At 59.4% G+C, this 25,952-nt stretch carries 23 protein-coding genes; 13 read left to right on the top strand and 10 right to left on the bottom strand.

What is annotated here, in order from left to right:
• Both HMPREF9237_RS03275 and HMPREF9237_RS03270 read left to right on the top strand, forming a co-directional pair.
• The gene (locus tag HMPREF9237_RS03275; RefSeq protein ID WP_016442309.1) at positions 1 to 459 is read left to right on the top strand and encodes a flavodoxin; all 459 of its coding nucleotides are present in this window, start codon (positions 1 to 3) and stop codon (positions 457 to 459) included.
• Positions 449 to 946, top strand: a complete 498-nt coding sequence (locus tag HMPREF9237_RS03270) for a hypothetical protein (RefSeq protein WP_016442308.1) — start codon at positions 449 to 451, stop codon at positions 944 to 946. The genes HMPREF9237_RS03275 and HMPREF9237_RS03270 overlap by 11 nt, the downstream gene beginning before the upstream one ends.
• A 154-nt stretch (positions 947 to 1,100) precedes the next feature.
• Here HMPREF9237_RS03270 and HMPREF9237_RS03265 read toward each other — a convergent pair whose 3' ends face one another.
• On the bottom strand, positions 1,101 to 2,534 hold the full coding sequence (locus HMPREF9237_RS03265) for an MFS transporter (RefSeq protein WP_016442307.1): 1,434 nt from the start codon (positions 2,532 to 2,534) through the stop codon (positions 1,101 to 1,103).
• Positions 2,535 to 2,786: 252 nt separating this feature from the next.
• Here HMPREF9237_RS03265 and HMPREF9237_RS03260 point away from each other — a divergent pair, with 252 nt between their 5' ends.
• Positions 2,787 to 3,632, top strand: coding sequence for a helix-turn-helix transcriptional regulator (locus tag HMPREF9237_RS03260; protein WP_196800231.1), 846 nt, complete (start codon positions 2,787 to 2,789; stop codon positions 3,630 to 3,632).
• Positions 3,595 to 5,268, top strand: a complete 1,674-nt coding sequence (locus HMPREF9237_RS03255; protein WP_419456733.1) for an alpha/beta hydrolase domain-containing protein — start codon at positions 3,595 to 3,597, stop codon at positions 5,266 to 5,268. Before HMPREF9237_RS03260 ends, HMPREF9237_RS03255 begins: the two co-directional genes overlap by 38 nt.
• A gap of 40 nt (positions 5,269 to 5,308) precedes the next feature.
• Here the strand turns inward: HMPREF9237_RS03255 and HMPREF9237_RS03250 are convergent, their stop codons facing one another.
• Positions 5,309 to 6,712, bottom strand: coding sequence for an MFS transporter (locus HMPREF9237_RS03250; RefSeq protein WP_016442304.1), 1,404 nt, complete (start codon positions 6,710 to 6,712; stop codon positions 5,309 to 5,311).
• A gap of 125 nt (positions 6,713 to 6,837) precedes the next feature.
• Here HMPREF9237_RS03250 and HMPREF9237_RS08875 point away from each other — a divergent pair, with 125 nt between their 5' ends.
• Complete coding sequence (locus HMPREF9237_RS08875) at positions 6,838 to 7,503, top strand: winged helix-turn-helix domain-containing protein (protein WP_016442303.1); 666 nt, start codon at positions 6,838 to 6,840, stop codon at positions 7,501 to 7,503.
• On the opposite strand, the gene HMPREF9237_RS03235 is transcribed toward HMPREF9237_RS08875, so the two are convergent.
• Entirely contained in the window at positions 7,500 to 8,174 is a 675-nt protein-coding gene (locus HMPREF9237_RS03235; protein WP_016442302.1) for a GntR family transcriptional regulator, read from the bottom strand. The two genes, HMPREF9237_RS08875 and HMPREF9237_RS03235, sit on opposite strands and share 4 nt — an antisense overlap.
• A gap of 137 nt (positions 8,175 to 8,311) precedes the next feature.
• On the opposite strand from HMPREF9237_RS03235, the gene HMPREF9237_RS09810 reads away from it, so the two are divergent.
• The 4 genes from HMPREF9237_RS09810 to HMPREF9237_RS09235 all read left to right on the top strand — a co-directional run bounded on the left by HMPREF9237_RS09810 (position 8,312) and on the right by HMPREF9237_RS09235 (position 12,434).
• Entirely contained in the window at positions 8,312 to 10,048 is a 1,737-nt protein-coding gene (locus HMPREF9237_RS09810; protein ID WP_016442301.1) for an alpha/beta hydrolase, read from the top strand.
• Entirely contained in the window at positions 10,041 to 11,447 is a 1,407-nt protein-coding gene (locus HMPREF9237_RS03225; RefSeq protein WP_016442300.1) for a sugar porter family MFS transporter, read from the top strand. The genes HMPREF9237_RS09810 and HMPREF9237_RS03225 overlap by 8 nt, the downstream gene beginning before the upstream one ends.
• 311 nt (positions 11,448 to 11,758) lie before the next feature.
• A complete protein-coding gene (locus HMPREF9237_RS03220; protein ID WP_016442299.1) occupies positions 11,759 to 12,100 on the top strand; it encodes a nucleotidyltransferase family protein in 342 nt (113 codons plus the stop codon).
• Positions 12,084 to 12,434, top strand: coding sequence for a DUF86 domain-containing protein (locus HMPREF9237_RS09235; RefSeq protein WP_016442298.1), 351 nt, complete (start codon positions 12,084 to 12,086; stop codon positions 12,432 to 12,434). The genes HMPREF9237_RS03220 and HMPREF9237_RS09235 overlap by 17 nt, the downstream gene beginning before the upstream one ends.
• Positions 12,435 to 12,647: 213 nt before the next feature.
• On the opposite strand, the gene HMPREF9237_RS03215 is transcribed toward HMPREF9237_RS09235, so the two are convergent.
• Positions 12,648 to 13,427 carry an IclR family transcriptional regulator gene (locus HMPREF9237_RS03215; protein ID WP_016442297.1) on the bottom strand — a complete coding sequence of 260 codons (780 nt, stop codon included), beginning with the start codon at positions 13,425 to 13,427 and terminating at the stop codon, positions 12,648 to 12,650.
• 136 nt (positions 13,428 to 13,563) lie between these two features.
• Here HMPREF9237_RS03215 and HMPREF9237_RS03210 point away from each other — a divergent pair, with 136 nt between their 5' ends.
• Genes HMPREF9237_RS03210 through HMPREF9237_RS03200 form a run of 3 tightly spaced genes read left to right on the top strand, consistent with a single transcriptional unit; the run spans position 13,564 to position 17,932 of the window.
• Positions 13,564 to 14,973 carry a GntP family permease gene (locus HMPREF9237_RS03210; RefSeq protein WP_016442296.1) on the top strand — a complete coding sequence of 470 codons (1,410 nt, stop codon included), beginning with the start codon at positions 13,564 to 13,566 and terminating at the stop codon, positions 14,971 to 14,973.
• Between the two features lie 18 nt (positions 14,974 to 14,991).
• Complete coding sequence (locus HMPREF9237_RS03205; RefSeq protein WP_016442295.1) at positions 14,992 to 15,921, top strand: dihydrodipicolinate synthase family protein; 930 nt, start codon at positions 14,992 to 14,994, stop codon at positions 15,919 to 15,921.
• 22 nt (positions 15,922 to 15,943) lie between these two features.
• Positions 15,944 to 17,932, top strand: coding sequence for a YjhG/YagF family D-xylonate dehydratase (locus tag HMPREF9237_RS03200; protein ID WP_016442294.1), 1,989 nt, complete (start codon positions 15,944 to 15,946; stop codon positions 17,930 to 17,932).
• Between the two features lie 199 nt (positions 17,933 to 18,131).
• Here HMPREF9237_RS03200 and HMPREF9237_RS03195 read toward each other — a convergent pair whose 3' ends face one another.
• Complete coding sequence (locus HMPREF9237_RS03195) at positions 18,132 to 18,998, bottom strand: Cof-type HAD-IIB family hydrolase (protein ID WP_016442293.1); 867 nt, start codon at positions 18,996 to 18,998, stop codon at positions 18,132 to 18,134.
• On the opposite strand from HMPREF9237_RS03195, the gene HMPREF9237_RS09605 reads away from it, so the two are divergent.
• Positions 18,987 to 19,124: a hypothetical protein gene (locus tag HMPREF9237_RS09605; RefSeq protein WP_196800229.1), complete on the top strand. Its 138-nt coding sequence runs from the start codon at positions 18,987 to 18,989 to the stop codon at positions 19,122 to 19,124. The genes HMPREF9237_RS03195 and HMPREF9237_RS09605 overlap by 12 nt on opposite strands.
• Here HMPREF9237_RS09605 and HMPREF9237_RS03190 read toward each other — a convergent pair.
• From HMPREF9237_RS03190 to HMPREF9237_RS03170, 5 genes are all read right to left on the bottom strand, one after another.
• Positions 19,115 to 19,627 carry a hypothetical protein gene (locus HMPREF9237_RS03190; RefSeq protein ID WP_155875813.1) on the bottom strand — a complete coding sequence of 171 codons (513 nt, stop codon included), beginning with the start codon at positions 19,625 to 19,627 and terminating at the stop codon, positions 19,115 to 19,117. The two genes, HMPREF9237_RS09605 and HMPREF9237_RS03190, sit on opposite strands and share 10 nt — an antisense overlap.
• A 49-nt stretch (positions 19,628 to 19,676) precedes the next feature.
• Positions 19,677 to 21,293, bottom strand: a complete 1,617-nt coding sequence (locus tag HMPREF9237_RS03185; RefSeq protein ID WP_016442291.1) for a hypothetical protein — start codon at positions 21,291 to 21,293, stop codon at positions 19,677 to 19,679.
• Positions 21,294 to 21,355: 62 nt separating this feature from the next.
• Positions 21,356 to 22,078: a sugar O-acetyltransferase gene (locus tag HMPREF9237_RS03180; protein ID WP_016442290.1), complete on the bottom strand. Its 723-nt coding sequence runs from the start codon at positions 22,076 to 22,078 to the stop codon at positions 21,356 to 21,358.
• 227 nt (positions 22,079 to 22,305) lie between these two features.
• Positions 22,306 to 23,589, bottom strand: a complete 1,284-nt coding sequence (locus HMPREF9237_RS03175) for an MFS transporter (protein WP_016442289.1) — start codon at positions 23,587 to 23,589, stop codon at positions 22,306 to 22,308.
• 1 nt (position 23,590) lies between these two features.
• Positions 23,591 to 25,774 carry a glycoside hydrolase family 3 protein gene (locus HMPREF9237_RS03170; RefSeq protein ID WP_016442288.1) on the bottom strand — a complete coding sequence of 728 codons (2,184 nt, stop codon included), beginning with the start codon at positions 25,772 to 25,774 and terminating at the stop codon, positions 23,591 to 23,593.
• Between the last annotated feature and the right edge of the window lie 178 nt (positions 25,775 to 25,952).

The following is a 25,952-nucleotide window of genomic DNA, read 5'->3' as shown; positions in this document are numbered from 1 at the left end:
ATGATTATTTACTTTTCTGAAACTGGCATTACTGAAAAGGCAGCAGAACGTTTGCAGGATATCGTCGGCGGTGAAGCGGTACGGATAGCCGCAGCGCAGCCCTACACGAATCAGGATTTGGATTGGCGAGTCGAGGATAGCCGGGCGAACCTGGAACAGCACGGAAAGCTCCCGGCCCCGGAACTCGCAGCACCGGTCGATTTAGGTGGCGCCACGGACATCTTCCTCGGTTTCCCGATCTGGTGGGGCATCCCGCCGAAAGTGGTGGATAGCTTCGTGAACTCGCATGATTTGGGGAAGGCGCGGGTACACCCCTTCTGCACCTCCGGAAGCTCACCGATGGACGAGGCAACGGAGTATCTACGCTCCACCTTCCCGCAGATTGCGTGGGCACCAGGATTGCGTTTCCACAGCGGCCTCAGCGACGAAGAAATCCGCGCCTGGGCCGATGCTCAGTAAGGTCACGGGCGCGACCACTGCACTTATCGGAATTCTTGGCACGCTTGCTACCCTCGCGGCATGTTCACGGGAATCGCATCCCTCTTTCGATGAATTGGCGGCTTGCACCGGAACGGTGACGCTTTCCCAACTCAACCTGCCCGGCCCCTATGGGGTTTCCTGGACGGTTGAGTTTGCGGAGGGTGACACCGCTACCTTGACGTACAACGTTCCCGGTGAAGGTGCGGGACTGAAGGAGGTCTATCGGGAGTCTTTCCAGGTTGACCCGCAGCTGCACCAGGAGATGTGCGTGCAGGCTGCGATGACAAAAGAAGTCGAAACCCTGCCGGGCGGAGCGACCGTCAGCTGGGATTTACCTCCGGCCGGCTCGGGACACACCAATGACGGGGAAGCAACTGCGCTCATGGAGCCGGTCATGCTCATGGTCACCAAGGAACGCCTGTGGGCTGGGAACGAGGCATATGAGGAATACGCACGCAATCGCTAGTGGACGCGCGGGGCGGCAGGCGCAGCGTCGTCGTTCTAAATAAGGGACGGCACGGAAACCGCATGCCGCCACGGCGCGAACCAAAAACGAAAGCAGGTACCGTCGCCCCGGTTTCCTCCAGGGCGACGGTACCTTTTCTGCAATAAGGCGTTAATTAGGCTCCGGTTACTTCTTGTTCAAGATCGTCGGTAATAACCTTGCCCATGGTTTCCGGCGTGGACAGGCACGCCAGAATTCCTAGGCCCATCATGATGGTGGTGAAGGTCAGTACCGGCCACCAACCGAAGCTACCCGGCCGCACGATAATGGCCGCGATCATCGGGGTGAAGCCCACAATGATATTGCCCAACTGAGTGGAGACGGCATAGCCCGTCATCCGCAGGCGGGTTGGGAACATCTCGCTATACATCGGAGCCTGAACAACGTTTCCGCCGGTCGAGACCAACCCGATAATGAAGAGCAAAACTACAAGCAGCGGCACGCTCTTGATCTGAATTGCCCAGAAGATAACCGGGAACAGTGCCACGAGGCTGAACATCGAGATGAGGTACACCGGCCGGCGGCCGATCTTATCCGAAAGCGCTGCCCACAGCGGCTGAACTGGAACACCGATAACCATCGATACGGTGGCTAGAGTCAGCAGGGTTGAACGTTCCCAACCCCAGTAGGTCGTGCCGTAGTTGAGCATGTAGTTCGTGAGCAAAACGCCGGTGATCGCGAACTGTCCCATCGCCATAACGCGAATGACTTGGCGCCAATGATTCTTGAAGAGGTCGCCGAGGCTCCCCTTATTTTTTCCGGCAGTTTTTGTTGCCGAATGTTGCGTGGTTTTGCCCTGCTGGCGGGCGAGGGCCTCGTAAACATCACGGGGTTCATCTGCCTTCGTCCGTACCCACAGCGCGTAGAGCACCAGGGGAATCTCAACGAAGTAAGGGATTCGCCAGCCCCAGTCGAGAAGGAAGGACTCATTCCCTGACACAGGGATAAAAGCGGCAATGCCGAGGAGCTGACCGATGAGAAGTCCGTGCATGGTGAAAGCAACGAGGCGCCCGCGTTTCTCGGGCGGGGCTAACTCTGAGGTCATTGCTGTGGATCCGGCTTGCTCACCACCCGCGGAGAAGCCCTGGATGAGTCGCATCGCAATCAAAATAATGCCGGCGGTAGGACCAATCGAGTCGTAGGACGGCAGGATTCCAATAACGAGAGTGGCAAATCCCATTAACCCGAGTGTGAGGAGGAGCGTCTTCTTCCTTCCCCAAGTATCGCCGAGGTGGCCGAGCACGATGGCTCCGAGAGGTCGAGCAAGATACGCAACTCCAAAAGAGGCAAGCGAAGCAATATTCGCTAAGGTCGGATTATCTCCGCCACCGAAGAAAACGGTAGGGAAGATGACTGCGGATGCGGTTCCGTACAGGCCGAAGTCATAGTATTCGGCAAGAGCGCCCCAAAAGCCAGATTTTGCGGCTTTTTTGGCAGATTTTTCTACGTTCACTTCCTCGCTCGAGGCCTTCACGGTTACATTCGATGCGAGACCGCTCTTCGGCGACGATGCCGGTGCAGCACCCGATGTCGTGTGCGGGTCCGTCATTGGTTATCCTTTCGCGCAACGGAGCTGCATTGCATCCGTTATATGCGGTAAATCGTGGGCGTTCCCTTACGTCCATTCGCTAGCGTACTGAGAGCATGGTGATTAAAACCGCGTCAAAGCGGGTGAATTATTTACTCTCTCTTCACACCATCAGACGAGTAGACTAGTCCGTAATCACCGGAAGTAATATTCAAAAATCCGTGTAACGAATGGCGGTGCAGCATGCGAACAAACCTACAATTCTCACAGCGTTTGACGGACGCAATCCAAGCGCTCCACGCAGCCGATGACCGCCGGGCCATCGCGCGCTATTTCGTTGCTTTACTTGCGGACGTGGCACCTCATGCAGACTACATTTCTTTCCACGTATTCTTGCCGCGCCAGAATACCTTTGCGGTACTGGGCGTATACGGGCTGCGTCATTACAATTCCACTCTCTTGGTGGAATCCGATTCGACCTTTGGAAGAACTCTTGACTGCCGCGAACAGTACTGGGCCCGTACCCCCGCAGAGGTAGCTCGCCTGTATTCCTTCCCGGACGATTCTTCGCTCGCCTACGAACGAACTCGGCCGCTATTTCGCTCGGCTTCCGAAGCAACTCACACATCCGCGGTTATTCAGCCCTGCATCATCGGCCAAGAATTAGAGGGCACGATCTGGCTGGAATCCCATTCGCGAGCCGGAGCTTTTTCGACAACAGATCGGTTGCGTATCTCCCAGCTTTCCACCCTCGCTGCGCTACTTCTGCGCACCGCACCTCACGCAACTATTCTCAATTCTGAAGGTTTAGCGGAGGTATGGGACGTGCTTCCCACCAACCCCACTCAAGTCACCGCGGAAACACCGGAGAATTCCGGATCTCAAAATACGCCACGCAGAACCGAATCGAGAAACGCACCGGCTCTTACACCCCGCGAGAGGGAGGTATTAGCGCAAATTGCACGGGGCCTCACCAATTCCGAGGCGGCCTGTGCTCTGCATGTATCTATCAATACGGTGCGCAGCCATCGCCGCACCCTCATGCGAAAACTCGGAGCACACAATGTAGTGGAGCTACTGGATGCAGCGGAACGCTACGGAATACTACCGAGCTCATAGAGAGACTAATCCCCCCGACAGTCCATGGGAGGTGTTTTCACCCCGATGTGCCAAGCTAATTCAGAGCTCGGACTCTAGGCTGGCATTTAACCGCACAGGAGATTATTTCGAGGGAGAAATGATGAACGCACCAACACTGACCGTACCGGTTCCCCATGCCGTAGGTCCGATTCCAGCCAACGATAAAAGCTATCCCTTTTCTACAATGCGTTTCGCACGCGAACCACTAGATTTAGCCACGTACGGATACGTTGAGGAGGAGTATTTCCTTTCCGGTACCGCGAATATTTATGGTTTCGCTCCGGAGGATAACTCCTGCGTCGTCGTAGAAAAAGAGGGAATCCCGTATTGCACCCGCGTGCTGGTGCGGCGCCCTGCGGAGGAGAGTTCACCGACCGCGTGGGTGTCCATTTTGAACGCCTCGCAGGGATACGACATTGAAGATGATTGGCGGCGGGCCTGGGACTACCTCATGAGCAAACGGCATACCTATGTCGCGGTGACGGCCAAGCCCATCCAGATTTCCGCCTTGCAGACCTTTGATCCGGAGCGTTACGGAAAGCTGAGCTGGGGTGGAAAGCCACGCCAGATTGATGCTGCGGAGCCGGGCTGGAATCCGTTTATGCAGCTCGACGAGTGTGAAGAAGGCTTGGCCTGGGATGTGATCGCCCAGGTGTCTGCGTGGTTACGCTCATCGGATAGCCCCGTTGAATTAGAGCATGTTTTCCTTATCGGTCAGTCCCAATCCTCGGTGTATGCCAATACGTATCTGACGTACTTCCATAATCTCTTGCGACTAACCGACGGCGCACCTACGTATGACGGTTACGCTCCCGGGGTTGGATCTGTGTTTGTCAAAGCTATTAACCAGCACAAGTCCGGGATTCCACCGCAGATGCTCAGCGGTGTTGATCTTGAGGCGCCCGGAACCGAGGAGAAACAAGCAGCGTTTGTCCCCTACCTTGTTGAACCCGCCCAACTCGATGTGCCGATCATTAGCACTTCTTCGGAGGCCGATGTGAGTCTCTTCGGTGCTGGCCCGGATTCTTTCCACCTTGGGGATGGGCCGCTGCGCCGGCATTGGCACGTAACGCGCTCCCCGCATTCTGATGCTCGTTCGCGGGTGATTCCGCAAAATTCGGAAGTGGTCAAGGCGAAGCGGCGCCCGCGCCAGATAGATACCGCATTCCTCGAATCCCTCAGCGCGCTTCCTATTGAGCCCATTATTACCGGATCCATGGCCGCCGTGGAGAAGTGGGCTGCGGAGGGTGCGCCGGCTGCACCTTCTACCTGGTTTGATGCCGATGGGAACCGCTGGATTAAAGATAGCGATGGAATGCTTTCAGGCGGCGTTGAGCTGGGCATTGTGGCTCATCCGATTGCGGACTTCCTCCCCGGAGAACCTTCTAATCCGGTGTACGGCCTCATGACCCTACACTCGCGCGAGTCGATTTTGGGGCGTTTCGCTTCTTTCGAGGACTACCAGGCAACCTGCGATGAGGTCGATGATGCGCTGGAAGCGACCGGGTACCTCGAGCCCGTGGGCCGGCGTTTGCTCCACGCCGTGGAGCGTGAGCTGTGGGAGCGTGCGGTGAACGGGGCACCGGCACCCCTGAGTTCACCGCAGGGGCGGTAATTTCGCCTGAGCTTCCGGTGCGAGAGGTGCGGCGTCGCCCTTAATCCCGCGCACTCAAAGCACCGGTTTCTTCCAGGTAATTCTCCCACTGCGGCGAGGCCGGGATGCGCCGGACCTGCGCGGAGGCCAGCATGGCGAAGGCCGCGAGCGCGGTGGGAAAGGCGAAGGCACTCTGGGTGAGTTCCCAGCCCAGAGCGCCGATGCCCCAGCCGGCCAGCGCGGGCGCGAAGGCCGCCGCGCCAGAGGAGAAGAACTGGCTGACCGAACCCACGCGGCCCATGAGCTCGTTGGGCGTCATAAGGGTGACCAGGCCCATGACCGCCGCATTGACGGCGGGGATAATCAAGCCCATTAATGCGTACACCGCGCCGATCCACCCCAGGCCAGGAAGGAAAGGCACCAGGGCGACGACGCCGGCGCACATGAGGAATCCCGCCACGATCAGCACTCCGGAGGCCACCCGGGCAACCACTTTGGCTGCAACCACCGCCCCGGCTAGTGCCCCGCAGCCGAGCGCGGTGGCGAGCAGGCCAATGAGCGCCGGCTCCACCCCGCGGTCGGCAAGGCCGAGGGTTACGCTCATCATCATGCCAGCCCAACCCAGGTTGAGCAGGCAGGCGCAGATAAGGAGCACCCGCACCGCAGTGCGGTCCCATATCCAGCGCAGGGATTCGTTGAATTCCGCGAGAGCGCGGGAGATACGTCCGGTACTGATAGAGCTCGCAGAGTTTTCTGAGTTCTCAGGGCACCCGGCTCTGCCGGAGCACTCATCCCCGCAGGAACGCCCGGGCCGGTAATCCCCGCGCATGAGGAGTGTAGCCCCCATGCTCGCCAGCTGCCCGATGATTTGCGCGAGGGCAGGAACGTAGAGATGGATAGCGAGCAATGCTCCGCCGGCCGGGCCGGTAGCCAGAGTGACTGCGGCGTCGCGCCCTTGATTTGCGGCCACGGCATTGGGCAGTAAGCGCCCGGGCACCACCTGTTTAAGCATGGAATTGGAGGCCGGGGAAAGCAGCGAATTACGCAGGCGATCCAGGAAGGCGAGCGCGGCAAGGTTGGCCACGTTCGCGGTGCCGGTGAGGAGCAGTGCCACCAGCGCGAGCTGCGCGAGCACGCCCAGTCCGGAGGAGACCAGGCGCAGCGTGCGCCGGTTGTGGCGGTCCGCCAGAACTCCCCCGGGGAGGATACCCAGCAGGGTGCCCGCACCTTGGAAGAAGCCCACAGTTCCGGCGTGGACCGGGGAGCCGGTAACCGCCAGGCAGACCAATGGGAAAGCGAACATTGCAATGCCCGCGCCCAGGTCTTGGAGGAGGTCGCCGGCAAACCAGGCCCGGTATTCACGGGATGCCCAGATGGTGGCAGGTTCACGCTCCGAGGCAGGCGCCCGATCTTGGTCAGCCACCTGATCCGTTACTGTGACTGGCGCATTCGCCGTGCTTGACATGCTTTCTCCTTGCCTATTTTTGGCCATTTCCCTGGCTTCCACCTCCCACTATAATTACGCAACATATATTGCGCAATATTTGTTGCGAATATGAGAGGATTGGGCACTCCAGCTACAATGAACCCATGGCTTCATCTGACGGCACCCCCGAATCGAGCAGGACCGCGCCGGGGACCACCACTACAGAAACGGCAGCTCGCCTCAACCGCGAACAGCTGCGGGCGCTTTCTCACCCGGTTCGTTTAAGTTTACTTCACACCCTGAGCCGCCTAGGCCACGCTCGCGCCGCCGACCTGGCCGAAGAACTGGACCTACCCGCTAATTCCATGAGCTACCACCTGCGGATTCTGGCTCGCGGCGGCCTGATTCGCGAGGATCCCACCCGGGCGCGCGATAAGCGGGATCGAGTGTGGACGCTCACATCCCCGCGCATGGCCACCGATTCCAGCCTGCCCAATCCCGAATATTCCAAAAGCGTGACCGCGGCTGGCACCGCGATTCTGGAATGGGCCACCTCGCTGTGGCTGGCGGCGATGACTGCTCGCACCGATCACCCGGAGGAACGGCCACTGTTCACCAGTTTGCACCCGGCGGAAGTCCTTCTCACTCGCAAGCAAGCTGCCGATCTTTCCAAGAAAATGTACGAGCTCGTGGAAGAATATCGAGTGGATAACGAGGCGGCCGCGGCGGCCCATCAAGAAGGCGCCGCCACGGAAAACGCCACGGATAATGCCACACCTTTCGTGACCCTGCAGGCCATTATTCCGCGCAGCCCCCACAAGAATTCTTAACGAACCTCAAGCCGCAACTCACCCGCGAAAATCCCACGAGTACACAACAGCGGCCTACCACTTTCATCCCCACTCTGCCAGGAGACGCAGAGCACCCCACTCCCCGGTTCCACATCGAGCACTTCAGCATCGTCCACACTGGCGGTGCCGTGCGCGAGTGTGAGCTGTGTTGTTACCAAACGGTATCCATAAGCATTTTCGAGACAATCGCGCACCGGACGACTGAGATCCTCAGAAAGTAAATCGGGAAAATGCTTGGCATCGATGTGGGTTTCTTCGACGCCGCGCACACCAGACCCGGTACGCAACTGTCGGACGAGATACACAAATTCTCCAGAATCCAAGCCGAAAGCTTCACGTTGGGCAGAGTTAGCACGTTGCAAAGCGCAGCCAATAAGCTCCGTGTCAAGACTGGTGCGCAGGTGTTCCTCGAGGCTGGGCAGCGGTTCCCTGCCCCGCTCCGGGCGTGGCACCGCCACGAAGGTCCCCTTCCCCGGAATGCCAACAGTGCGCCCCTCCTGCGCGAGCAGTGTCAGGGCGCGGCGTACCGTCATAGGCGCCACGTCCATTTTGCGCGATAGTTCCAATTCACTATCGAGTTTCGCACCGGGTTGCAGCTTCTCGATGGTCGCGAGGAGACTTTCGTACACGGCTGCGTATTTCGGCTTCATGCTCTTTATTATTACCTAGATCTCATCGCGAAAGGCAGCCGCACCCTAGACGGCCTAGGGTGATGTTTATTACCCTAGGGTTATTCGGTTCGGGCACCTCACCCGGCCGTGCGGGCATCTTCTAGCAAAGGAGCGCAATGAGGCATTCCGCGTTATCGTATTCAGTTTCTGGGGCTCCCATCGAGGGCACTATCGTCGCTTTTCACGGGGTGACCGATTGCGCCGCCTCGCTACACAGCCTCGCCGCGCATTACGGGCGGGACTACCGAGTAGTGCTCTGCGATCTCCTCGGCCACGGACTCTCGGCCCGTTTCGCCAAGGATGACCTGGCCGATCCCTTTTCCGCCCTGGTTGCCAGCGCAACCGATGTGGTGGTGCGGGCCGCGGCCAGTACGCCCTCGCGCCAGATTCTCCTCATGGGGCATTCCCTCGGCGGTGCAGTTGCCGCGCATATTGCCGCCGCGCATCCCGCCCTCATCGCGGGGCTAGTGCTCGAAGATCCAGCACTCCTCACCCCGGAGCAGGTACAGACCTACCGCGAGGCCGCGGAAAGCCTGGGCAAAACTCAGCAGCGGGTGCGCGAATACCTCCCCGAGGCCATCGCTTCGCTGCGCGAGTCCTACACCACCTGGACACCCTCCGAATATGCCGGCTGGGCGCAGGGTAAAACCGAGGTTGATCTCGATTTCATTGCCACCGGCGTGGTGGGTCGCCCCGGCCGTGAGGTGCTCGGCCAGCTGCATATGCCAACCCTCCTTGTTACCGGCGACGGCGATGACGTGCTTTTCGGAGCCGCCGGCATCGAAGCCCTGGCCGAACACCGCAACCCGCAACTGCGCGGAGTACTTATCCCGCAGTCCACACATACGGTGCGCCGCGACCAGGACAGCGCGTTCTACGCCGCCGTGGACCCCTTCCTCGCCGAGTGCGCAAAAGCGCAGGTGCGCCCGCAACCGTACTTGGATCCGCAGCTCACGCCGCTGCTCGCGGGCGTCCCCGAGCAGACCACCTGGGATACCGCGGCAATGCGCGCGGAGGGCGAGGCGCTACTGGGAGCAGAGCCGGAACTACCCGCGGGAATTCGCCGCGAGGTCGTTACGGAAAACGGCCTCGAGTTGCGTATTTTCCACCCCGATAGCACGACGACGCAGCCCCGCGTGGTCCTGTCCTTGCACGGCGGTGGTTACGTGGCGGGCCGCGCCCGCTACGATGACGCCCGCAACGCGGAGATTGCGCAGCTGGCCGAGGCCACCGTGGTAGTTCCCGATTACCGACTGGCTCCCGAGCATCCTTTCCCAGCGGCGGTGGAAGATTGCCGGGCTGCGCTCGCTTATATTACGCGCGTTTTCCCGAGTGCACCCGTGCTGATTTTCGGCGATTCGGCCGGGGCCGGCTTGGCCGATCAGGTGCTGCGCTTCGCGCAGCCGGAGGAACTGGCGGGCTTGTGCGGCGTCGTCGCCCTAGAACCGTGCGTGAGCCCGCGCCTCGATACGCTTTCCTACCGAACCTATCGCGACGGGCCGGTGTGGACGCGGGAGGCAGCGGCCGCGGCGTGGAACGCGTACGTCGGCGATTCCGGGTATCGCGCCGAGCCGATTTCCGCAGGTAGCGGACCATATTCCGGCTTGCCCATGTTGCTTGTAGTCAATCCGGTGGACCCGCTGCGCGACGAGGGCCTGGACTGGGCGCGCGATCTTATGGACGCCGGAGCAGCCGTGGAGCTGCATATGTATCCAGGGACGTTCCACGGCATGCTCAGCGCCCCTGGCACCGATGCCTGGGCGAAAGTCCGTGCGAATATAAGCAGTTTTATGGCGGCCGCTTTCGCCGGGCCGCTTCCCACCTCCACAAAAGAAAGGCAGAACAATGAGTAAGGCGACTTCTTCGCGGCTCCTTCAGGTAGCCATCGCCGCCGCGCTCGGAGGTTTCCTCTTTGGCTTCGACGTCGCCGTCATTAACGGCGCGATTGGGTCGGTATCAGGGAACGTGACCGGGTTCGACCTCAGCTCCCTCATGACGGGAGTGGTGGTATCGGTGGTGAGCCTCGGCGCAGCCATCGGGGCCTGGTTCGCCGGGCAATTCTCCAATAAATACGGCCGCATTAAGGTCATGGTTACAGCCGCTATCCTGCTGGCTATTTCAGCTCTTATGTCCGGACTGTCCTTTAGCGCTTGGCAGTTGGTGGGCTGGCGACTGCTTGGCGGGCTGGGCGTGGGCATTAGCGCCGTCGTCGCTCCCGCCTATATCGCAGAGATCGCACCCGCGGATAAACGCGGGCGGCTCGGAACCCTGCAACAGCTGGCCATCGGCATTGGTATTTTCGGGGCCTTTATCTCCAATTTCATCCTCGTGAAAATTGCCGGCTCCGCGGACGACATTCTGTGGTTCGGGCTAGAAACCTGGCGCTGGATGTTCATGAGCGAATTGGTGCCTGCACTGATTTACGGATTGTTGGCGCTACGCCTGCCCGAATCGCCGCGTTACCTAGTTTCCGTGGGGCGTGAGACGGAAGCTGTTGCTATTCTGACCTCTACCGGAGCGGATGCGAATCCGGCCGAACGCGTCGAAGAAATCAAGCGGAGCCTACGCGGGCACCAACCGCGGCTGCGCGATCTGCGCAATAGCAAGTACTTCCTGCACCCGGTGGTGTGGGTGGCACTCGCCTTCGCCTTCCTTATCCAAATGGCCGGTATTAATAACATTTTGCTGTATGCAACTCAGCTGTGGGAGACGGTGGGCTACACCGGAAACCTCGCGGTCTTCATCCCCGTTGTCACTTCAATGATCGGTATCGGCATGACCGTGGTGGGTATGCTCTTGATTGACCGCGTGGGGCGCCGGCCACTGCTCCTGTGGGGTGCTATCGGCATGTTCATCACGATGATCACTTCGGCCATCGCTTTCATGCAGGGCACGGTCGACGCCAGCGGTGCGCTCGAACTTCCCGGAGCGTGGGCGGCTATTGCGCTGGTGAGCGTACACCTCGTTTACATCATTTTCTGCGGTACCTGGGGCGTGGTGCTGTGGGTATTCCTCGGGGAGATTTTCCCGAACCTCATCCGCACCGCAGGACTTGGTTTGGCAACGGCGGGCAACTGGATTGGCGGAACCCTAGTGACGCTGCTCTTCCCGGTATTCGCGCAGCATCTCGGCCTGGCCGGTACCTACTTCTCCTACGCGGTGGTGGGCGCACTGCTCATCTGGCTGGTAGTGCGCTATATCCCGGAGACGAAGGGCCGCGAACTCGAGGAGATGGAATTTAGTACGCGGTAGCTAGGCTGCTGCGGCTGTGCTGCGGCGCCTTCCGAGCACCGGGTAATCCAGACGGCGGCGATGGTGAATCCTCTAGGTTCACTATCGCCGCCGTTAGTTTTCCTCGGGCGAAGCGGGAGGCCGGTGCACATCGAGCCAAGACGCCCGGCAACTATCCGGAATATCCGGATAGTTCGATTGGAACGCGCAGCTCTTCTCAACGCAGTTCAGACTATGACTCAGATTCATAGAACCTATCTCTCCGCCCAGAACACTTATCAGTGAACGGCGAATGGACTGTACGTCTACAGATACAGAAGTACAATGAATATATGGCTATCACCGCTTTGCCTAGTTCAACGCAAGTTCCATCACTCCAGCGGCTTCAGTCCGCTGAGGAGGAAATTCGCGATGTCATTAAACTTCATAAAGGCACCGGGCGGTTCTGGGTTTTCGGTTCAGTTGCTCGCGGTGAGGCAACCACCGAATCGGACTATGACCTCCTGGTCGAATTTTTGCCCGATGCTAGCTACTTTGACCTTGTAACAATAGAAATGAAGCTGAGCGAGCTACTCGAAACTCCAGTCGATGTCATGTCGATTCGTTCGAGGGGCTACGCTGCAGATCATGCACGCTCCCAGGCTATAGAGATCAAGCATGGCTCCCCCTACTGATCCGCGCATCGTGGCCGAAGCTCTCAACGAATTGGCAGATACAGTCGCATACATCGTTAGCCACGGAAGAGATACTTTCCTTGCACGTTCAGCTGAGTCAGAACTGCTGTACCTTGCATCCTGTCAAGTTGTAATTCGACTTCACGCTATGATTGAGGACCTTCCCAAAGAACTGACAATTTCATGGTCTGATTTGCCTTTAGGACAGGTACGTGGGATGCGTAACCGACTTGCGCACGGATACCTTGATATTGATGAACAGATGCTCTGGAAAACCCTAGCAAACGACACACTCCCCTTAATCACCGCCATACTTGCTCGAATCGAAGAGTAAGTTGCCCGCAGGAAGCATAGGAAACAGCGGGACCTTGCTCTTCCAGCAAGTAGTCACAACAAAGGCTATGGACACCGAAGGGCAACTATTGGAATTTTTCCAATAGTTCGAAAAGAAGACATCAGGAAGATCACGCCGCTAACCCAGCATACTCCCGCTATTGCACTTCAAACTAGAATCTAGGCCGGTCTGGACCTATGTCCAAGACCGCTTTTATGACAACCCCACAATCGCGCGGATTTCCTCCACATGTGCTTCCAGATCCGCGAGCGGAGTCCGATAGGTCAGCGCGCTGACCGAGATTGCCCCGTCCGGAACCGCGGTTGAGGAGAAAAAGTACGGAACAGCCAGGCAGTTAATACCGGTCTCGTTTTCCTGACGATCCACCGCGTAGCCCTGCTCCCTAATTTGGAGGAGTTCCCGATACAGTTCTTCCGGGTCGGTCACCGTGTATTCGGTGCGGGCCGGGAATCCCACACGCTTCTCCAACTCACGCACATCCTCCAGACTTCGTACCCGGTAGGCAAAAAGAAGCTTCCCCACCGCCGTGGAATGGATGGGATTTTCTCCACCGATGCGCGATGTCAGTTTCACGGGCCCGAGGATGGGATCCTTTTTCGCCCGGTAGATAACGCGGTCCGCTTCCAGAGTGGCATAGTGGGCAGTCTCCCCGAAGCGTTCCACCAGTCGCTCCAAAACGGGGCCAACCCGCTCATCATTACTCCACGCTTCGAGATTACGTAACGCTAGGCGCACATAATTATCTCCAAGGACGTACGTCCCATCGGGGCGCTGATCGGCCAATCCCGCCCGCCGCAAAGCTGCCAAACCCCGATGAACAGTGGGTTTTGGGGAGTCTACCGCCCGCGCGAGCTCCTCGAGCGAAGCCCCGCGCACCCGCTCCCCCAAAGCCACCAAAATGGCGAGAACTCGGTCAGAACCCACCAATTTCTTGCTTTGCTCACCCATATCGCCCCTATCGGCTAAACTCATAACTGTTCCACTTATCGAATTGCGTTCCATTTATCGGAACCGCCCAGTGCGGGGCACGCCGCGGAAAGCGACGGCATTTCGGCTTGGAACACCACGCAATCCGGCATCGTCGCTTGTGTAGATTTGAGAGGTCATCATGGCATCCCTTCTTGCTATGCCGCTAGGAACATTACCAGCGGTCTTCCCCATGGAGGCGGAAACCGCCTCCGCTCACCCTGGCATTCTTGTGGCCGCGGCCCTCCTGGGCATTGCCACCATCGTTGTTCTTATCACCGTTTGCAAGATCCACCCCTTCCTTTCCCTCATGTTCGGATCGGTGGTCATGGCTCTTGTGGCCGGCGTTCCCCTCCTCGACGTTTTCGATTCCTTCACCAAGGGCTTGGGCAGCACCGTCGGCTCCGTTGGTGTTCTCATCGTGCTCGGCTCCATGATTGGCGCACTCCTCATCAAATCCGGAGGCGCGGATACCATCGTCGATTCCATCATCGGGCGCACCAGCACCTCGAAGCTCCCCTGGGCTATGGCACTGATTGCGTTCATTATCGGAATCCCGCTCTTCTTCGAGGTCGGCGTGGTTCTGCTTATTCCGGTCGTCCTCATGGTCGCCCGCAAGTCCCATGTTAACGTGTTGCTCATTGGCGTGCCCGCCCTGGCCGGCCTGGTCTGCCTGCACGGCTTCGTTCCCCCGCACCCCGGCCCGCTTATCGCCATTGACGCACTGGGCGCGAACCTCGGCCTCACCCTGGGCATCGGCCTCATTATCGCCATCCCGGCGGTTATTATCGGCGGACCGCTCGTGGCGCCCATGATGGCCCGCGCTATCCCCGATCTGCAGCCCAAGGAACTCATTTCCACCGATGAACCGGTCCCGGCCGAACACCGCCCCGGCTTCTTCGCGTCCATCATGATCGTGCTGCTGCCGGTTATCCTCATGATGCTGCGCTCCGTCGTCGAAATGACATCACTGAACGTTCCCGTTCTCACCACGGCGCTGCTCTTCCTGGGAGAACCGGTTGTCGCACTGCTCTCCTCCGTGATTTACGGTGCTTTCGCGCTGGGGATGCGCGGCGGGCGCGGCCTGCAAGGAGTCTCCGATATTATCGGCTCCTCGCTCCCGCCCATCGCCGGCATTCTCCTCATCGTGGGTGCCGGTGGCGGTTTCAAGCAGACCCTCGTCGATTCGGGTATCGCGGATGTGATCGGCAACTGGCTCTCCGGCCTGCCGCTTTCCCCGCTCCTGGCTGCCTGGCTCGTGGCGGTCTTCATCCGCCTGGCTACCGGCTCCGCCACCGTTGCCACGATTACCGCGGCCGGCCTGGTGGCACACCTGGCCGAAGGCATGGAACCCATTTCCCTGGCCCTCATGGTCCTTGCCATCGGCGCCGGTTCCCTCTTCATGTCCCATGTGAATGACGCGGGCTTCTGGCTGGTCAAGGAATACTTCGGTATGACGGTCGGCCAAACCTTCAAGACCTGGTCCGCCCTCACCACGATTATTTCCATCGTCGGAATTGTCATGGTTGAGATCATTCACCTCTTTGTCTAGGAAAGGAGCTCCCCCACCATGGAAAACCCGCAATTCATTTGCCCCACGGTCACGGCTTTCGATAACAACCTCGATATCGACGCCGCAACCAACCGGCAGCTGTGGGACCGACTCATCACGGGCGGCGTTGATGGCATTCTTGTGGCCGGCTCCATCGGAGAGTTCTTCGCCCTCGCTTATGAGCAGAAACTTGAGCTGATCAAGCTTGCCGCGCAGCACATTAATGGCCGGGTGGAGTTGCTGGCCGGCACCGGGATGAACTCCCTTCCGGAAACCATCAAGCTTTCCAACGCGGCGCTGGAAGCGGGAGCGGACGTCGTCGCCCTTATTACCCCGTACTACTTCACCCTGGGTGAGGAAGCGCTCTTTGATTATTACGCGGCTTGCGCGCAGGCAATTGACGGGAAGATTCTGCTCTACAATTTCCCGGCTCGAACCGGGAACGATATTGGCCCGGAACTGCTGCGGCGCCTGGTGGATGAGTTCCCGAATATCATCGGGATTAAGGACACTGTCACGGAGCTGTCCCATACCCGCGCGCTGATCCAGGCGGTACGCCCGCGGCATCCCGATTTCCGCTTCCTGGCCGGTTTCGATGAGAACTTCTACTACACGCTGCTCAGCGGTGGAAACGGAGCTATTTCCGGCCTGGCGAATGTGTACCCGGAGGTGACAGCTGCCTGGGTACGCGCGGCGCGCGAAGGGAATGCGGCCACACTGGAGCGCATGCAGGAGCTCATGAACCACCTGGCGAATATTTACACTATCGCCCCGGTTTTCGTGCCCGTCATCAAGGAAGCGATCCACCAGCGCGGCGTCGCCCTTTCCACCGCGTGCCGTGCCACCCCGACCGGATTGACCGCGGCGGAAAAGGAAGCAGTCACGGAGCTGCTTGCCCGCGCCGATGACCTGATCGCCGCAGCTGACCTCCCGCCCACCGACCGCTAGAAACACAGCAGAGGAGACAACTATGCGCCTCGAAGATATTTACGAGGAACAGCCACCAGAATTTTACGAAACTCGCACGCACGCGGAGGGCCCCAGCGGCAAGCTCCCGCTCACCGAAGATTTCTTACGCAATGCGCCCTCGGGATATATTTTCTCGATGACGCAGGGCCGCGGCATGGGCTGGGAAGCCGATGATCTCGCCAATGACGACATCATGATGATTTCCACCCTCGGCGGCCTGCGCGATGCGGACGGCAATCCCACGGCTCTCGGCCTGCACACCGGGCATTTCGAGCTCGGCATGCTGCTGGACGAAGCGGCCAAGGAGTTCAAGCGCCTTGATCATATTCCGTACGCTACTTTTGTGTCCGATCCGTGTGATGGGCGTTCCCAGGGCACCACCGGAATGTTTGACTCACTTCCGTATCGGAACGACGCCGCAATGGTCTTCCGCCGCCAGATCAGATCGCTCCCCACCCGCACCGCGGTGCTGGGCGTGGCCTCATGCGACAAGGGCCTGCCGGCTCTCATGATGGCCCTCGTTTCCCAGCATGACACCCCGACCATCCTGGTTCCGGGAGGTGCCACCCTCAAGGCTTATGACCACGAGGATCTGGGGACAGTTCAGACCGTGGGTATTCGCTTTGCCGCCGGGGAGATGACCCTGGAAGAAGCCATGATCGAAGGCTGCCGGGCTTGCGCTTCGGGCGGTGGCGGTTGCCAGTTCCTCGGTACCGCAGCCACGTCACAGGTGGTGGGTGAAGCCCTCGGGCTCGCCCTCCCGCATTCTGCGCTCTGCCCTTCGGGTGAAGATATTTGGAAGAACCTGGGTACTGCTTCGGCCCGGGCGCTACTCGGTTTGAAGCGTGATGGCATTACCACCCGGGATGTCATCACTGATAAGTCCATTGAAAATGCCATGGTGCTACACGCCGCTTTCGGCGGGTCTACCAATCTGCTGCTCCACCTCACGGCTATCGCTTACGAGGCCGGCTGCAAGGTACCCACGGTTGATGATTGGGAGCGCATTAATAAGAAGGTTCCGCGCCTGGTATCCGTGATGCCTATTGGCCCGGTACATTTCCCCACCGGGGTGGCTTACCTGGCCGGCGGAGTTCCGGAAACGATGCTGCACCTGCGTGATCTGGGATTGCTCCATCTGGATGCTCTGACCGTAACAGGGAAAACCGTAGGGGAGAACCTCGAGTGGTGGGAGAATTCCGACCGGCGCGCCCGCGTGCAGGAGCGCCTGCTGCGCGTCAATAAGATCCCCAAGGACGACGTGATTATGGATCCGGAGAAGGCCCACCGTAACGGCCTAACCTCCACTGTCACTTTCCCGAAGGGCAATATTGCGCCGGAAGGGTCGGTTGTAAAATCCACAGCCATTGATCCGAGCGTGGTGGGCGAGGATGGAGTATTCCGCCAGACCGGACCGGCTCGCATTTTCGTGCACGAAAAGGACGCTATGGCCGCACTCAAGGACGGCAAGATCCAGGCCGGCGATGTCATGGTCATTGCGGGCATCGGCCCCTCGGGTACGGGGATGGAGGAAACCTACCAGCTCACCTCCGCACTGAAGAAGCTCCCTTACGGCAAGCATGTTTCCCTCATTACGGACGCGCGTTTCTCCGGGGTATCCACCGGTGCCTGCTTCGGGCACGTGGGCCCGGAGGCCTTGGCCGGTGGCCCCATCGGCAAGCTCCAGGAAGGCGATCTCATCGAGATTGTGGTGGATACCGTCAACCTGGAAGGTTCGCTCAACTTCATTGGGCGGCCCGGGGCGGAGGTTAGCTGGGCGGAGGGTGCCACGATTCTTGCCGAGCGGCCCTCGAACCCGGACCTGGCTCCGGACGAGGATCTCCCTGATGACACCCGACTCTGGGCAGCACTCCAGGATGCCTCGGGTGGGATTTGGCGCGGTTGCGTCTACGACGTCGACCGTATCGTTGAAACCCTGCAGGCCGGACGTGCGGCACTCAAGGAGGCGGGGGTGCCCTGGGCCCAATAAACGTAATAAATCTTGTCTAGTTCCTCAATCGGAGCTACATCTCCATGACCCGTCAGCACCGAGCTGACACGCCGCGGGCGGCTTGATCGCACTCATCAAGCCGCCCGCACTTTTATTAGCGTTTTATTAGCGCCTTCGGGCGCCCGGTAAGCTCGCTACTCAGCACGCCTCGTGCGCTTTATCAACGCGACCCGCATGCCTATGAGTGCGCCTCCCTAGCTTCCGCGATCCGGTTGCACAGCGCGGCCACGGCATCCTCGTCATTGGAACCGATCTCATAAGCCGAAATATCCTTGACCGCCGCCACAGAATTGGACGGGCAAATCGCCACGCCCACTTCGCGCAGCCAGGGCAGGTCATTGGCGGAATCGCCGATGCCGGCGGTGCGAGCAACCGGAACGCCGAGCCCTTCGAGGATAGTGCGCAGCGCCACCCATTTATCGGTAGCCGGGCTGGTCACCTCGATGGTGCCATCATAGGAACGCGCCGCATTGGGGAATTCCGCCGCAAGATCGGCGCGGATACGCTCGTATTCGGCATCACTGGCGAAAAGCGCCGCCTTGAGGCGGTCCTCGCGCGGCAGTTCCTCCAGGTCCGCCACGATGGGCTGCTCGCCTTCGTTGCGCTCGGCAAGCACCCGCACCGCTTCGCCGTCTTCCTTGGCGAAAAGATGGTCGCGCCCGAAAATAACCAGCTGGAGGTTGTGCTTGCGGCAAAAGTCGAGGATGCGTGCGTAGAGTGCGTCGTCCATGGGTTCGTACGACGCCGCACCCGCCACACCATGCGCATAATCTCGCACAGAGGCTACCGCCATCGCGCCGCTGGCCGCGATAAGCGGTCCGTCAATATTGGCACGCTCGTAAATTCCCACGGTAGCCGGGTATACCCGGCCGGTCGCCACGATAATAGCGACACCGGTGGCATGCAGCCGGGCCAGCGCGGCGATCGTGGCATCGGAAACGTGTTTGTCATTGCGCGCCAGGGTGCCGTCCAAATCGAGGGCCAGCGCGTCAACGGTGAGAAGGTCTGCGGGAAGCTCAGCTTCCAGGTCCAGATGAATAGCCATATCTCCACGGTACGCTACTCGCGCGCGCTCCGGGAGGGGCTGCGCCGCCCGCGGCCCTTGCACCGGGCAACCGACCTGCCCGAACGCACCCGCAGTCCGCGGCGCACCCGGCGCAGCTACCGGTGACTAATCGTTTCCTTCCCGTCCTTCCCGTAAATTTCCACCAGCTGCGCGGTGGCTGACTGACCATCCGCGGCCACCTCCGTGATATCAATCGTCAGGGCCAGCTCACCCCAGGCCGGATCGGGGCTGGCCGGCTTGGGAGTTTCACCCGGCCGGGTCACCACCGCCGGGTCCACAGTTTCCAAGCCCAGCTCCTGGGGCGAATAGCTTTCCAGGCCGGCGATAGTCACCCGCGCCCCCCCGCATTGGGGCGGGGAGCTCTCCAGGAACACATCGCACATGGTGGCCACGCCACCCGAAATAATAACCCCGCCGCGCACCTTCACTTCTCCGGTGCCGTGCGCGATAGCCTCAGACGGGAACTGAGCGGTATCCCCGGGCGCGCCGGGGAGGTGCGTGGCCGGTGGCTGCGGCGTCGTACCACCACTGCATCCACCCAGACCCGCCACGCCGCAGAGCGCGGCCACCGCTCCCGCGGCCCAAGCCATTAGTTTCGTGCTCCGCATGTCACACCTTTCGTTTCTGGGTCCGTGCCCCGCGCGAATCCGCCCGCGCCTACTGGTAGCTCACAAAAGCCGGGGTCGGCTCCACCTGGGTGTAGGTTTCCTCCGGCGTGAGCATAGGTTTGTCCTCATCGTAGAAGTTCTTCCAGCCCCATGCCACACCCGCGGGCGCGTGGCTGTGCAAGGTGCGCCAGGTGTCCTGCTTGGCGGCCTGGCTGCCCTGGCCGTCGGCGTGGATCACCAGCGCGACTTCGGCGCGGGACTGGTCGAGCTGATCGACGTCGCGCAGCATCTGCACCTGGAACTGGTGCAGGATCACGACTTTCTGCGGCAGCTGATTCTCCCGCACAAAATCGGCGAGCCACCTCACCGTCTCATTGACCTCGGCGATCTCCACGTGGCCGATGCGCTCCAGCGGAAAATCATCCGGGCCCAGGCGCCATTCCGGATCCAGCGCGATGCCCACATTCGGGTAGCGCAACAGCTTCTCATAGCGTTTGACCTGCTCGGGGAAGCTGGAACGCCCGGGCTGGAAATCGAGAACCACATACTGCCCGTGGCGCGCCGCCGCCTCAATATAGGGGATGAAAATATCCGGATCCCATTCGTGTGAGAAATTGCCATCGTCACCGGCCTGCCCGGCCGCCACCGTCACGATGAGCTCCATCGCGGGGATCACCGTATCCTCCGTGAGCGCGCGATAAGGCTGGGCATGCATATCGGCCCGCGCCGCGGTTTCCTCCACGCCCTGCTCGCCGAGCACCCCGAGCGCGGCCGTGACCGGCGAACCGTAGAGCGCCACGTAGCGCTTACCGTCCAGCACCAGCTGCCCGCCGCCGGGCAGTTCCGTTCCGGTGCGCGCCGCGGCCAACTGCCAGGAAAGATTCGGAAGGTCGACGCCGAAGCTGGCCACCGCCGCCTCACCTCCCGCGAGCGCCTGGATAGTTGCACTGCTTGCGCGCGGATCAGGACTTGATTCGACGACGGCGCCCCCTGCCGCGCGCACCGTGGCCAGGGTCGCAGGATTAGCGCCGTCGGTCACGACAGGGAATGACGCGGTGGTGGCCGGCAGGTAGTGGAAATCGGACGGTGCGGGATGTGCGGAACCGGAAGGCTGCGCGGTGCCATCGGGCTGGGCAGATTCAGCGGGCGGCGCGGATTCCCGACTCTCCGCGGGCTGGTACTCTTCGGCTTCGCCATTCAACCAGGCCGGCTTCGGGGTACCCACCAGGAGGGTATGCTGCACGCCGAGCCGCTCAAATTCCGCGGCGAGGGTGCTCCCAGCAGTCGAGGCTTCGGGCTGAGTCTCCGCGTTTCCCACCGGGAAAACCGGTACGCCCAGCGATTCGGCTAGCTCGCCGGCCTGTTCCACGGAGCCCGGGCCGCTCAGCACCGCAAGCTGAGCACTGGCAAAAAGCGCGGCGGAAGCGGCGATGGCACCTTCCGCGTCCGTGGCGGGAAGTACCAGGTCCGCAGTCGGGGCGCGATGCACAGCAATAGGCCCGCGCTCCTCGACGCTCGGCTCGCCGCTACAAGAACTGAGGCTGAGAGCTAGCACAAGGGCCAGCACGGTGAGCAGGCCAAACGCGGCCGGGTGCGCGCGGCGGGCAGTGTGCGAATCCGTGAATGGCGTGGTGGCGGTGCTGGGTCGACGGTGACGATGCGGCACAAAACTTCCTTCCTTCGGCGCCTTTCCAGGGTAGCGATTATGCGCCGCCCGCGCATCCCCGCCTACCCCGAAAGCGGCTCCTCACCTACTTCCGATTGATAGTCGGCGAGGAGGACTGCCGCGAAGGCGGCGTCGTCGGAATTAATAGAACGGAGCACGCGGGCCGGAACCCCGCCGACGACGCTCCCCGGCGGGACGTCGCGCAGCACCACGGCACCGGCGCCCACCACGGAATTTTCGCCGATGGTCACGCCGCCGGCGATGGAGGCGCCCATGCCGATCCAGACGTTATTTTCGATGGTGATGGGGCGGCCGTATTCGAGGCGGGTGGCGCGCAGAGCTGGGTCGATGGGATGCGAGGCGCAGGAGATGGTCACGTGCGGGGCGATGAGCACCCCGGCGCCGATGCGCACCGGGCACAGGTCCAAAATCACCGCGCCGGTATTAATGAAAGACCCCTCCCCCAGGCTGATATTCACTCCGTAATCGCACGTGAAGGGGCGCACGATCTGCGCTCCGGCCCCGAAGCCGCCGAGGAGCTCGCCCAGGATTTCGGTTGCTCGGGCACTGCCCCAGGCAGCCTCGGCATTGAATTCTTCCAGCAACGCGATGGCGCGTTCGCGCACCCGGGCTTGCGTCGGCCCCCAGCGGTAGAGCCGACCTTCCACCATGCGCCGCCATTGCACGTCTGTTTCTTCGCCCGGAAGCGGGCAGCGGGAACGTTCGGGCAGCTCGGAGACCTGCGGGCGGGCAATATGGCGCGGGTTGCGGGGTGTTTCGGGCATTTTTCTTCCTTAAGTTTGATGCGCGGGAAAGACGGAAAAGTAGTACGACGACGCCCGTGTGGGGCGAGTAGTGACCTACCCGCCCCGCACGACCCCGGAGGAGTGCAATTCCGGAGATTGGTAACCCCAGCCTGCATAGCCAAGCCCATTAGCCTTGGCACGCTGTTTTACGCTCAGCGTGAGCAGTCCGATGGCATCACGTAGTGGGCTTACCTCAACGAGCCTCCTTACTTGGTGGACTTGATCATGGCAATAGCTACGCATCCCACCAGCGCGAGAACAATACTCGCCGGGAAAATCGCATGGTAGCCAGCGATACCGATGACAGCAGAGGCAATCAGTGGGCCGATAATCTGCGATCCGCTTTGCGCGAGATTCAGAATTCCTAGATCCTTCGCGGCAGTCTCTGGGTTCGGAAGGACTTCCAAATTCAGCGCCTGATCAACGGCATTGAACGCGCCGTTACCGATACCAGCTCCGACAATTGCGTAGGCAATCATTGCCCACGGATATGGGAAAATCCATGGGAAAACTAAACCGATAGCAATTAGGAATGCCGACACAATTACGGGCATCTTCCGGACAGCAAGCTTGTCGGAGAGCGGACCAATAATGGCCGCAACGATTACACCCACCACCATCAGACATAGAGACATGATCGTGATAGTCGATTGTGTTGTACTGTCGTCCGCACCAATGTAATCGGTGAAGATATACAGCTGATAACCCGTAATCGCGAATCCAGCTGCCAAGATAAACAGGCGCCCAAACAGTGCCAGGTAGAAATCCCGACAATGTTTGGTCGGAAACATGAAATTCGTAAGGAAAGTCTCCTTATTGAAGTTCTTCTTCGGCATACTTGCGCTAGACGGCTCCCGAATAATCGTTGCTGAGATCGGTGCCGCACAGAACACTAGAACGGCCATGACGATGTATCCCATTCGCAGATCCTTAAGGAACTGCGCTCCAATGAGCTGACCCGAAGCCATGCCCACCGTAAAACCTATGGCATACATTGCTGAAATTGTTCCGCGGAATTTAGGAGCAACCCGATCAGCAATTGTTGCTAGCAGCGGCGCGACAAGCGAATTCAAGAAGACCTGATAGACACACCAATTGAGAATCAGAAGTGGTACTGACGGCGAGTAATACACGAGCATTGTCGCCGCGGCAGTACCGATTGACCCCACCCACAACCAAGGCGTTCGTTTACCGAACCTTGATCTAGTCAAGTCAGAAAAAGCCCCGATAATGATATTGGCGAGAGTTGCCGTCACCATCGCAAATGTTGCGAGGGTCGCAACAACCACTTCCTTTTGATCAGGTGCAATCTCGACAACCTTGGCAGGAAGTAAAAGAGCATTGATCCCCAAGTACGGCACGATCCAGAGGAGCGCACCAATTGTGACGCCAACACCTACTCGGTAAGGCGGCTTGGTTTGCCCGCTAAAGGGATCTTTTGCGTGCTCTGATACTGCGACAGGATCCGCACGATTCTCTTTCCGCTCCATTTCAGTTCCTTTCGGGAATCTCGACGGAGAGAGCCAAAGCGTCTGGGGCACCGCGATATTGCGCAGCCTCAAGTACTACCCCGGTTGGGAGTGGGTCGAACTCCGCTGACTGTTCGTTCCACTCACACAGTGGCCACAGATCGATATCTATCGTCGTTGTCACCGATTCACCGGGCGCCAGCAATACTGAAGTGAATCCCAGCAACTCGCGCACACCACCGGAAACAGAACCGTAAATCTGGACTACTCCATGAGCTAGTCGGTACCCATCGTTACCGATAGTTACACGAACCTTACCCGTAGTTTCGCTTGCGCTAACAAGCTCGAAATCGCTCAACGAGAAAGTGGTGTACGTTAGGCCCCATCCGAGTGGGAAGAGCGGTTCCTCACCTATCTCATCTAGGAGCCTCGACCCGAACTTATCGTCATAAGTAATCGCTGTGGCGTTAATATCAAGAGGCGCAGTATGCTCCTGCTTCTTCGGCATTACATAGGGAAGACGTCCACCCGGAGCGCGCTCACCAGAGAGTACAGCACCCAGCGCGTTACCGCCTTCTTGTCCCGAATACCACGCGAGCATGACAGCCGGAACTGAATCAATCCAATCGGTCATAATAACGGCGCCCGCCGTCACCACGGAGACTACAACCTTTTCGTTCAGATCCACGACCCTGCGAATAAGGTCGGTATCTCCCTCCGGAAGCGCAAGGCTAACGCGATCACCACCAGCAGTCGCGCCGCCAACAACAGATTGGCCTTCAGCACCACTCTTGGCGAAAGCTTCCGCAATACGCTTCTCTTCTTCCGTCACAGGTTTGGGATACAGCTTAAGAAGGTCATCACGCTGCATCACGGTACCATCAACAAACTCGCCCTCTTCTAGCGCTGTATACCCAACAACCGCGATTACTAAATCAGCGGCCCTAACCTGAGAGTCGAACTCGTCAGAGTCCACGTCAGCCAATACAACATTTGCAGCGGGGAAACTCCTTTTAATACCCTCATAGGGTGTGACCACGTACGGAGCATCCACCTTCGAGGAGCCGTTATCACCAGTGTTGGCAAGATCTGCAAGCCTTCCAACAACCAAGATAGTGCCCGAGAAGTCCCGCGATACCGGCAGCAACCGCACACCATCAATCGAATCATTTTTCAACAAAGTCATCGACTGTACGGCCGCATCAAAAGCCAGTTTTGCGTGTTCGGGGGACGCAATAACCTCCTTTGAAGGCACCTCACCTAGCTTTGCGTAGTGCTTCAGAACAGTACGAATAATCCGAATTCCAGCACGCTTTACCGCTTCCCAGCTTGTTTCGCCATTTGCAATCCGCTCAAGCATCCCGTCTTTACGCTGTTGCGCAAAGGGAGCTTCAATATCAAGTCCTGCCTCCAAAGCCTTCGCCGGATCGCGCATGCCCCATACAAAATCGGTGATAACAAAACCTTCAAAGCCCCAGATATCACGGAGGATTTCGGTAAGCATCTTCCGATTCTGACCACCCCATTCGCCGTTTACAGAGTTGTAGCAGGACATAACTGACGCAACCCCGGATTTGATAATCTTTCGGAAGTGCGGCAGATAATGCTTATGTAGATCCTTATCAGAACACGTTACGTCTACAGAGAAGCGCGCATTTTCCATGGAATTCAACGCATAGTGCTTAACACAAGCCATCGCATTCTTCTGGATACCCTTGGCAAACGCTGAGCCCATATTGCCGAGGATCACCGGTTCTTCCGAATAGGTTTCTTGGGCGCGCCCCCAGGCCGGGTTCCGTGGAAGATTGACACACACTCCACCAAAGAAGTTTCCACTATTGGCTCGAACCTCTTCTCCGATGGCTTCACCAACTCGTTCTTCCAAGTTAGTATCCCAAGTAGCTCCGCGAGCCATCGAAACTGGGAAGGCCGTGGCAGTTCCAACAGCGCATCCACGCGGACCATCGATGAACCGGATACCCGGGAATCCGATCCTCTCTACGGCACCCATAACAAATGGTTGCGCGTTGTAGCCAACATCGGGCCCCATCATCGCATCGATACCCCGCCAGAACGGCACACTGCCCTGCAGTAAGGCAATACGTTCATCTTCCGTTAGTGCATCGTAAATATCATGCGCGACCGCGTTTGCGGACCCACCATTCTTTACGTCGGATACATAATCGCTAAATTGCTTAGCCTTCACGATTCTCACTCCTTTGTGAATTGGACGATTAGGTATTTCTTGTTATCCATTTATGTCTTCTAATTAGTGGCCAACAAGGGCCCGTGTCGCTCTCGCGTCCTCGCGAGGGTTTCCGTACAAGGCCGGTTCCGCAGTACTTCAAAACAGGAACCTCCTTTCTTCGACTGCGGACACCGGC

The sequence above is a fragment of the Actinotignum schaalii FB123-CNA-2 genome, from assembly GCF_000411135.1.
Taxonomy (GTDB): domain Bacteria; phylum Actinomycetota; class Actinomycetes; order Actinomycetales; family Actinomycetaceae; genus Actinotignum; species Actinotignum schaalii_A.
The sequence above is the reverse complement of the archived record's forward strand: the minus strand, read 5'-3'. Positions and strand labels throughout refer to the sequence as shown.

Bases quoted from the DNA above. Each gene is read 5' to 3' on its own strand.
- HMPREF9237_RS03275 (WP_016442309.1), top strand. From the start codon at position 1: ATGATTATTTACTTTTCTGAAACTGGCATTACTGAAAAGGCAGCAGAA.
- HMPREF9237_RS03270 (WP_016442308.1), top strand. From the start codon at position 449: ATGCTCAGTAAGGTCACGGGCGCGACCACTGCACTTATCGGAATTCTT.
- HMPREF9237_RS03265 (WP_016442307.1), bottom strand. From the start codon at position 2,534: ATGACGGACCCGCACACGACATCGGGTGCTGCACCGGCATCGTCGCCG.
- HMPREF9237_RS03255 (WP_419456733.1), top strand. From the start codon at position 3,595: ATGCAGCGGAACGCTACGGAATACTACCGAGCTCATAGAGAGACTAAT.
- HMPREF9237_RS03250 (WP_016442304.1), bottom strand. From the start codon at position 6,712: ATGTCAAGCACGGCGAATGCGCCAGTCACAGTAACGGATCAGGTGGCT.
- HMPREF9237_RS08875 (WP_016442303.1), top strand. From the start codon at position 6,838: ATGGCTTCATCTGACGGCACCCCCGAATCGAGCAGGACCGCGCCGGGG.
- HMPREF9237_RS03235 (WP_016442302.1), bottom strand. From the start codon at position 8,174: ATGAAGCCGAAATACGCAGCCGTGTACGAAAGTCTCCTCGCGACCATC.
- HMPREF9237_RS09810 (WP_016442301.1), top strand. From the start codon at position 8,312: ATGAGGCATTCCGCGTTATCGTATTCAGTTTCTGGGGCTCCCATCGAG.
- HMPREF9237_RS03225 (WP_016442300.1), top strand. From the start codon at position 10,041: ATGAGTAAGGCGACTTCTTCGCGGCTCCTTCAGGTAGCCATCGCCGCC.
- HMPREF9237_RS03220 (WP_016442299.1), top strand. From the start codon at position 11,759: ATGGCTATCACCGCTTTGCCTAGTTCAACGCAAGTTCCATCACTCCAG.
- HMPREF9237_RS09235 (WP_016442298.1), top strand. From the start codon at position 12,084: ATGGCTCCCCCTACTGATCCGCGCATCGTGGCCGAAGCTCTCAACGAA.
- HMPREF9237_RS03215 (WP_016442297.1), bottom strand. From the start codon at position 13,427: ATGAGTTTAGCCGATAGGGGCGATATGGGTGAGCAAAGCAAGAAATTG.
- HMPREF9237_RS03210 (WP_016442296.1), top strand. From the start codon at position 13,564: ATGGCATCCCTTCTTGCTATGCCGCTAGGAACATTACCAGCGGTCTTC.
- HMPREF9237_RS03205 (WP_016442295.1), top strand. From the start codon at position 14,992: ATGGAAAACCCGCAATTCATTTGCCCCACGGTCACGGCTTTCGATAAC.
- HMPREF9237_RS03200 (WP_016442294.1), top strand. From the start codon at position 15,944: ATGCGCCTCGAAGATATTTACGAGGAACAGCCACCAGAATTTTACGAA.
- HMPREF9237_RS09605 (WP_196800229.1), top strand. From the start codon at position 18,987: ATGAATAGCCATATCTCCACGGTACGCTACTCGCGCGCGCTCCGGGAG.
- HMPREF9237_RS03195 (WP_016442293.1), bottom strand. From the start codon at position 18,998: ATGGCTATTCATCTGGACCTGGAAGCTGAGCTTCCCGCAGACCTTCTC.
- HMPREF9237_RS03190 (WP_155875813.1), bottom strand. From the start codon at position 19,627: ATGCGGAGCACGAAACTAATGGCTTGGGCCGCGGGAGCGGTGGCCGCG.
- HMPREF9237_RS03180 (WP_016442290.1), bottom strand. From the start codon at position 22,078: ATGCCCGAAACACCCCGCAACCCGCGCCATATTGCCCGCCCGCAGGTC.
- HMPREF9237_RS03175 (WP_016442289.1), bottom strand. From the start codon at position 23,589: ATGGAGCGGAAAGAGAATCGTGCGGATCCTGTCGCAGTATCAGAGCAC.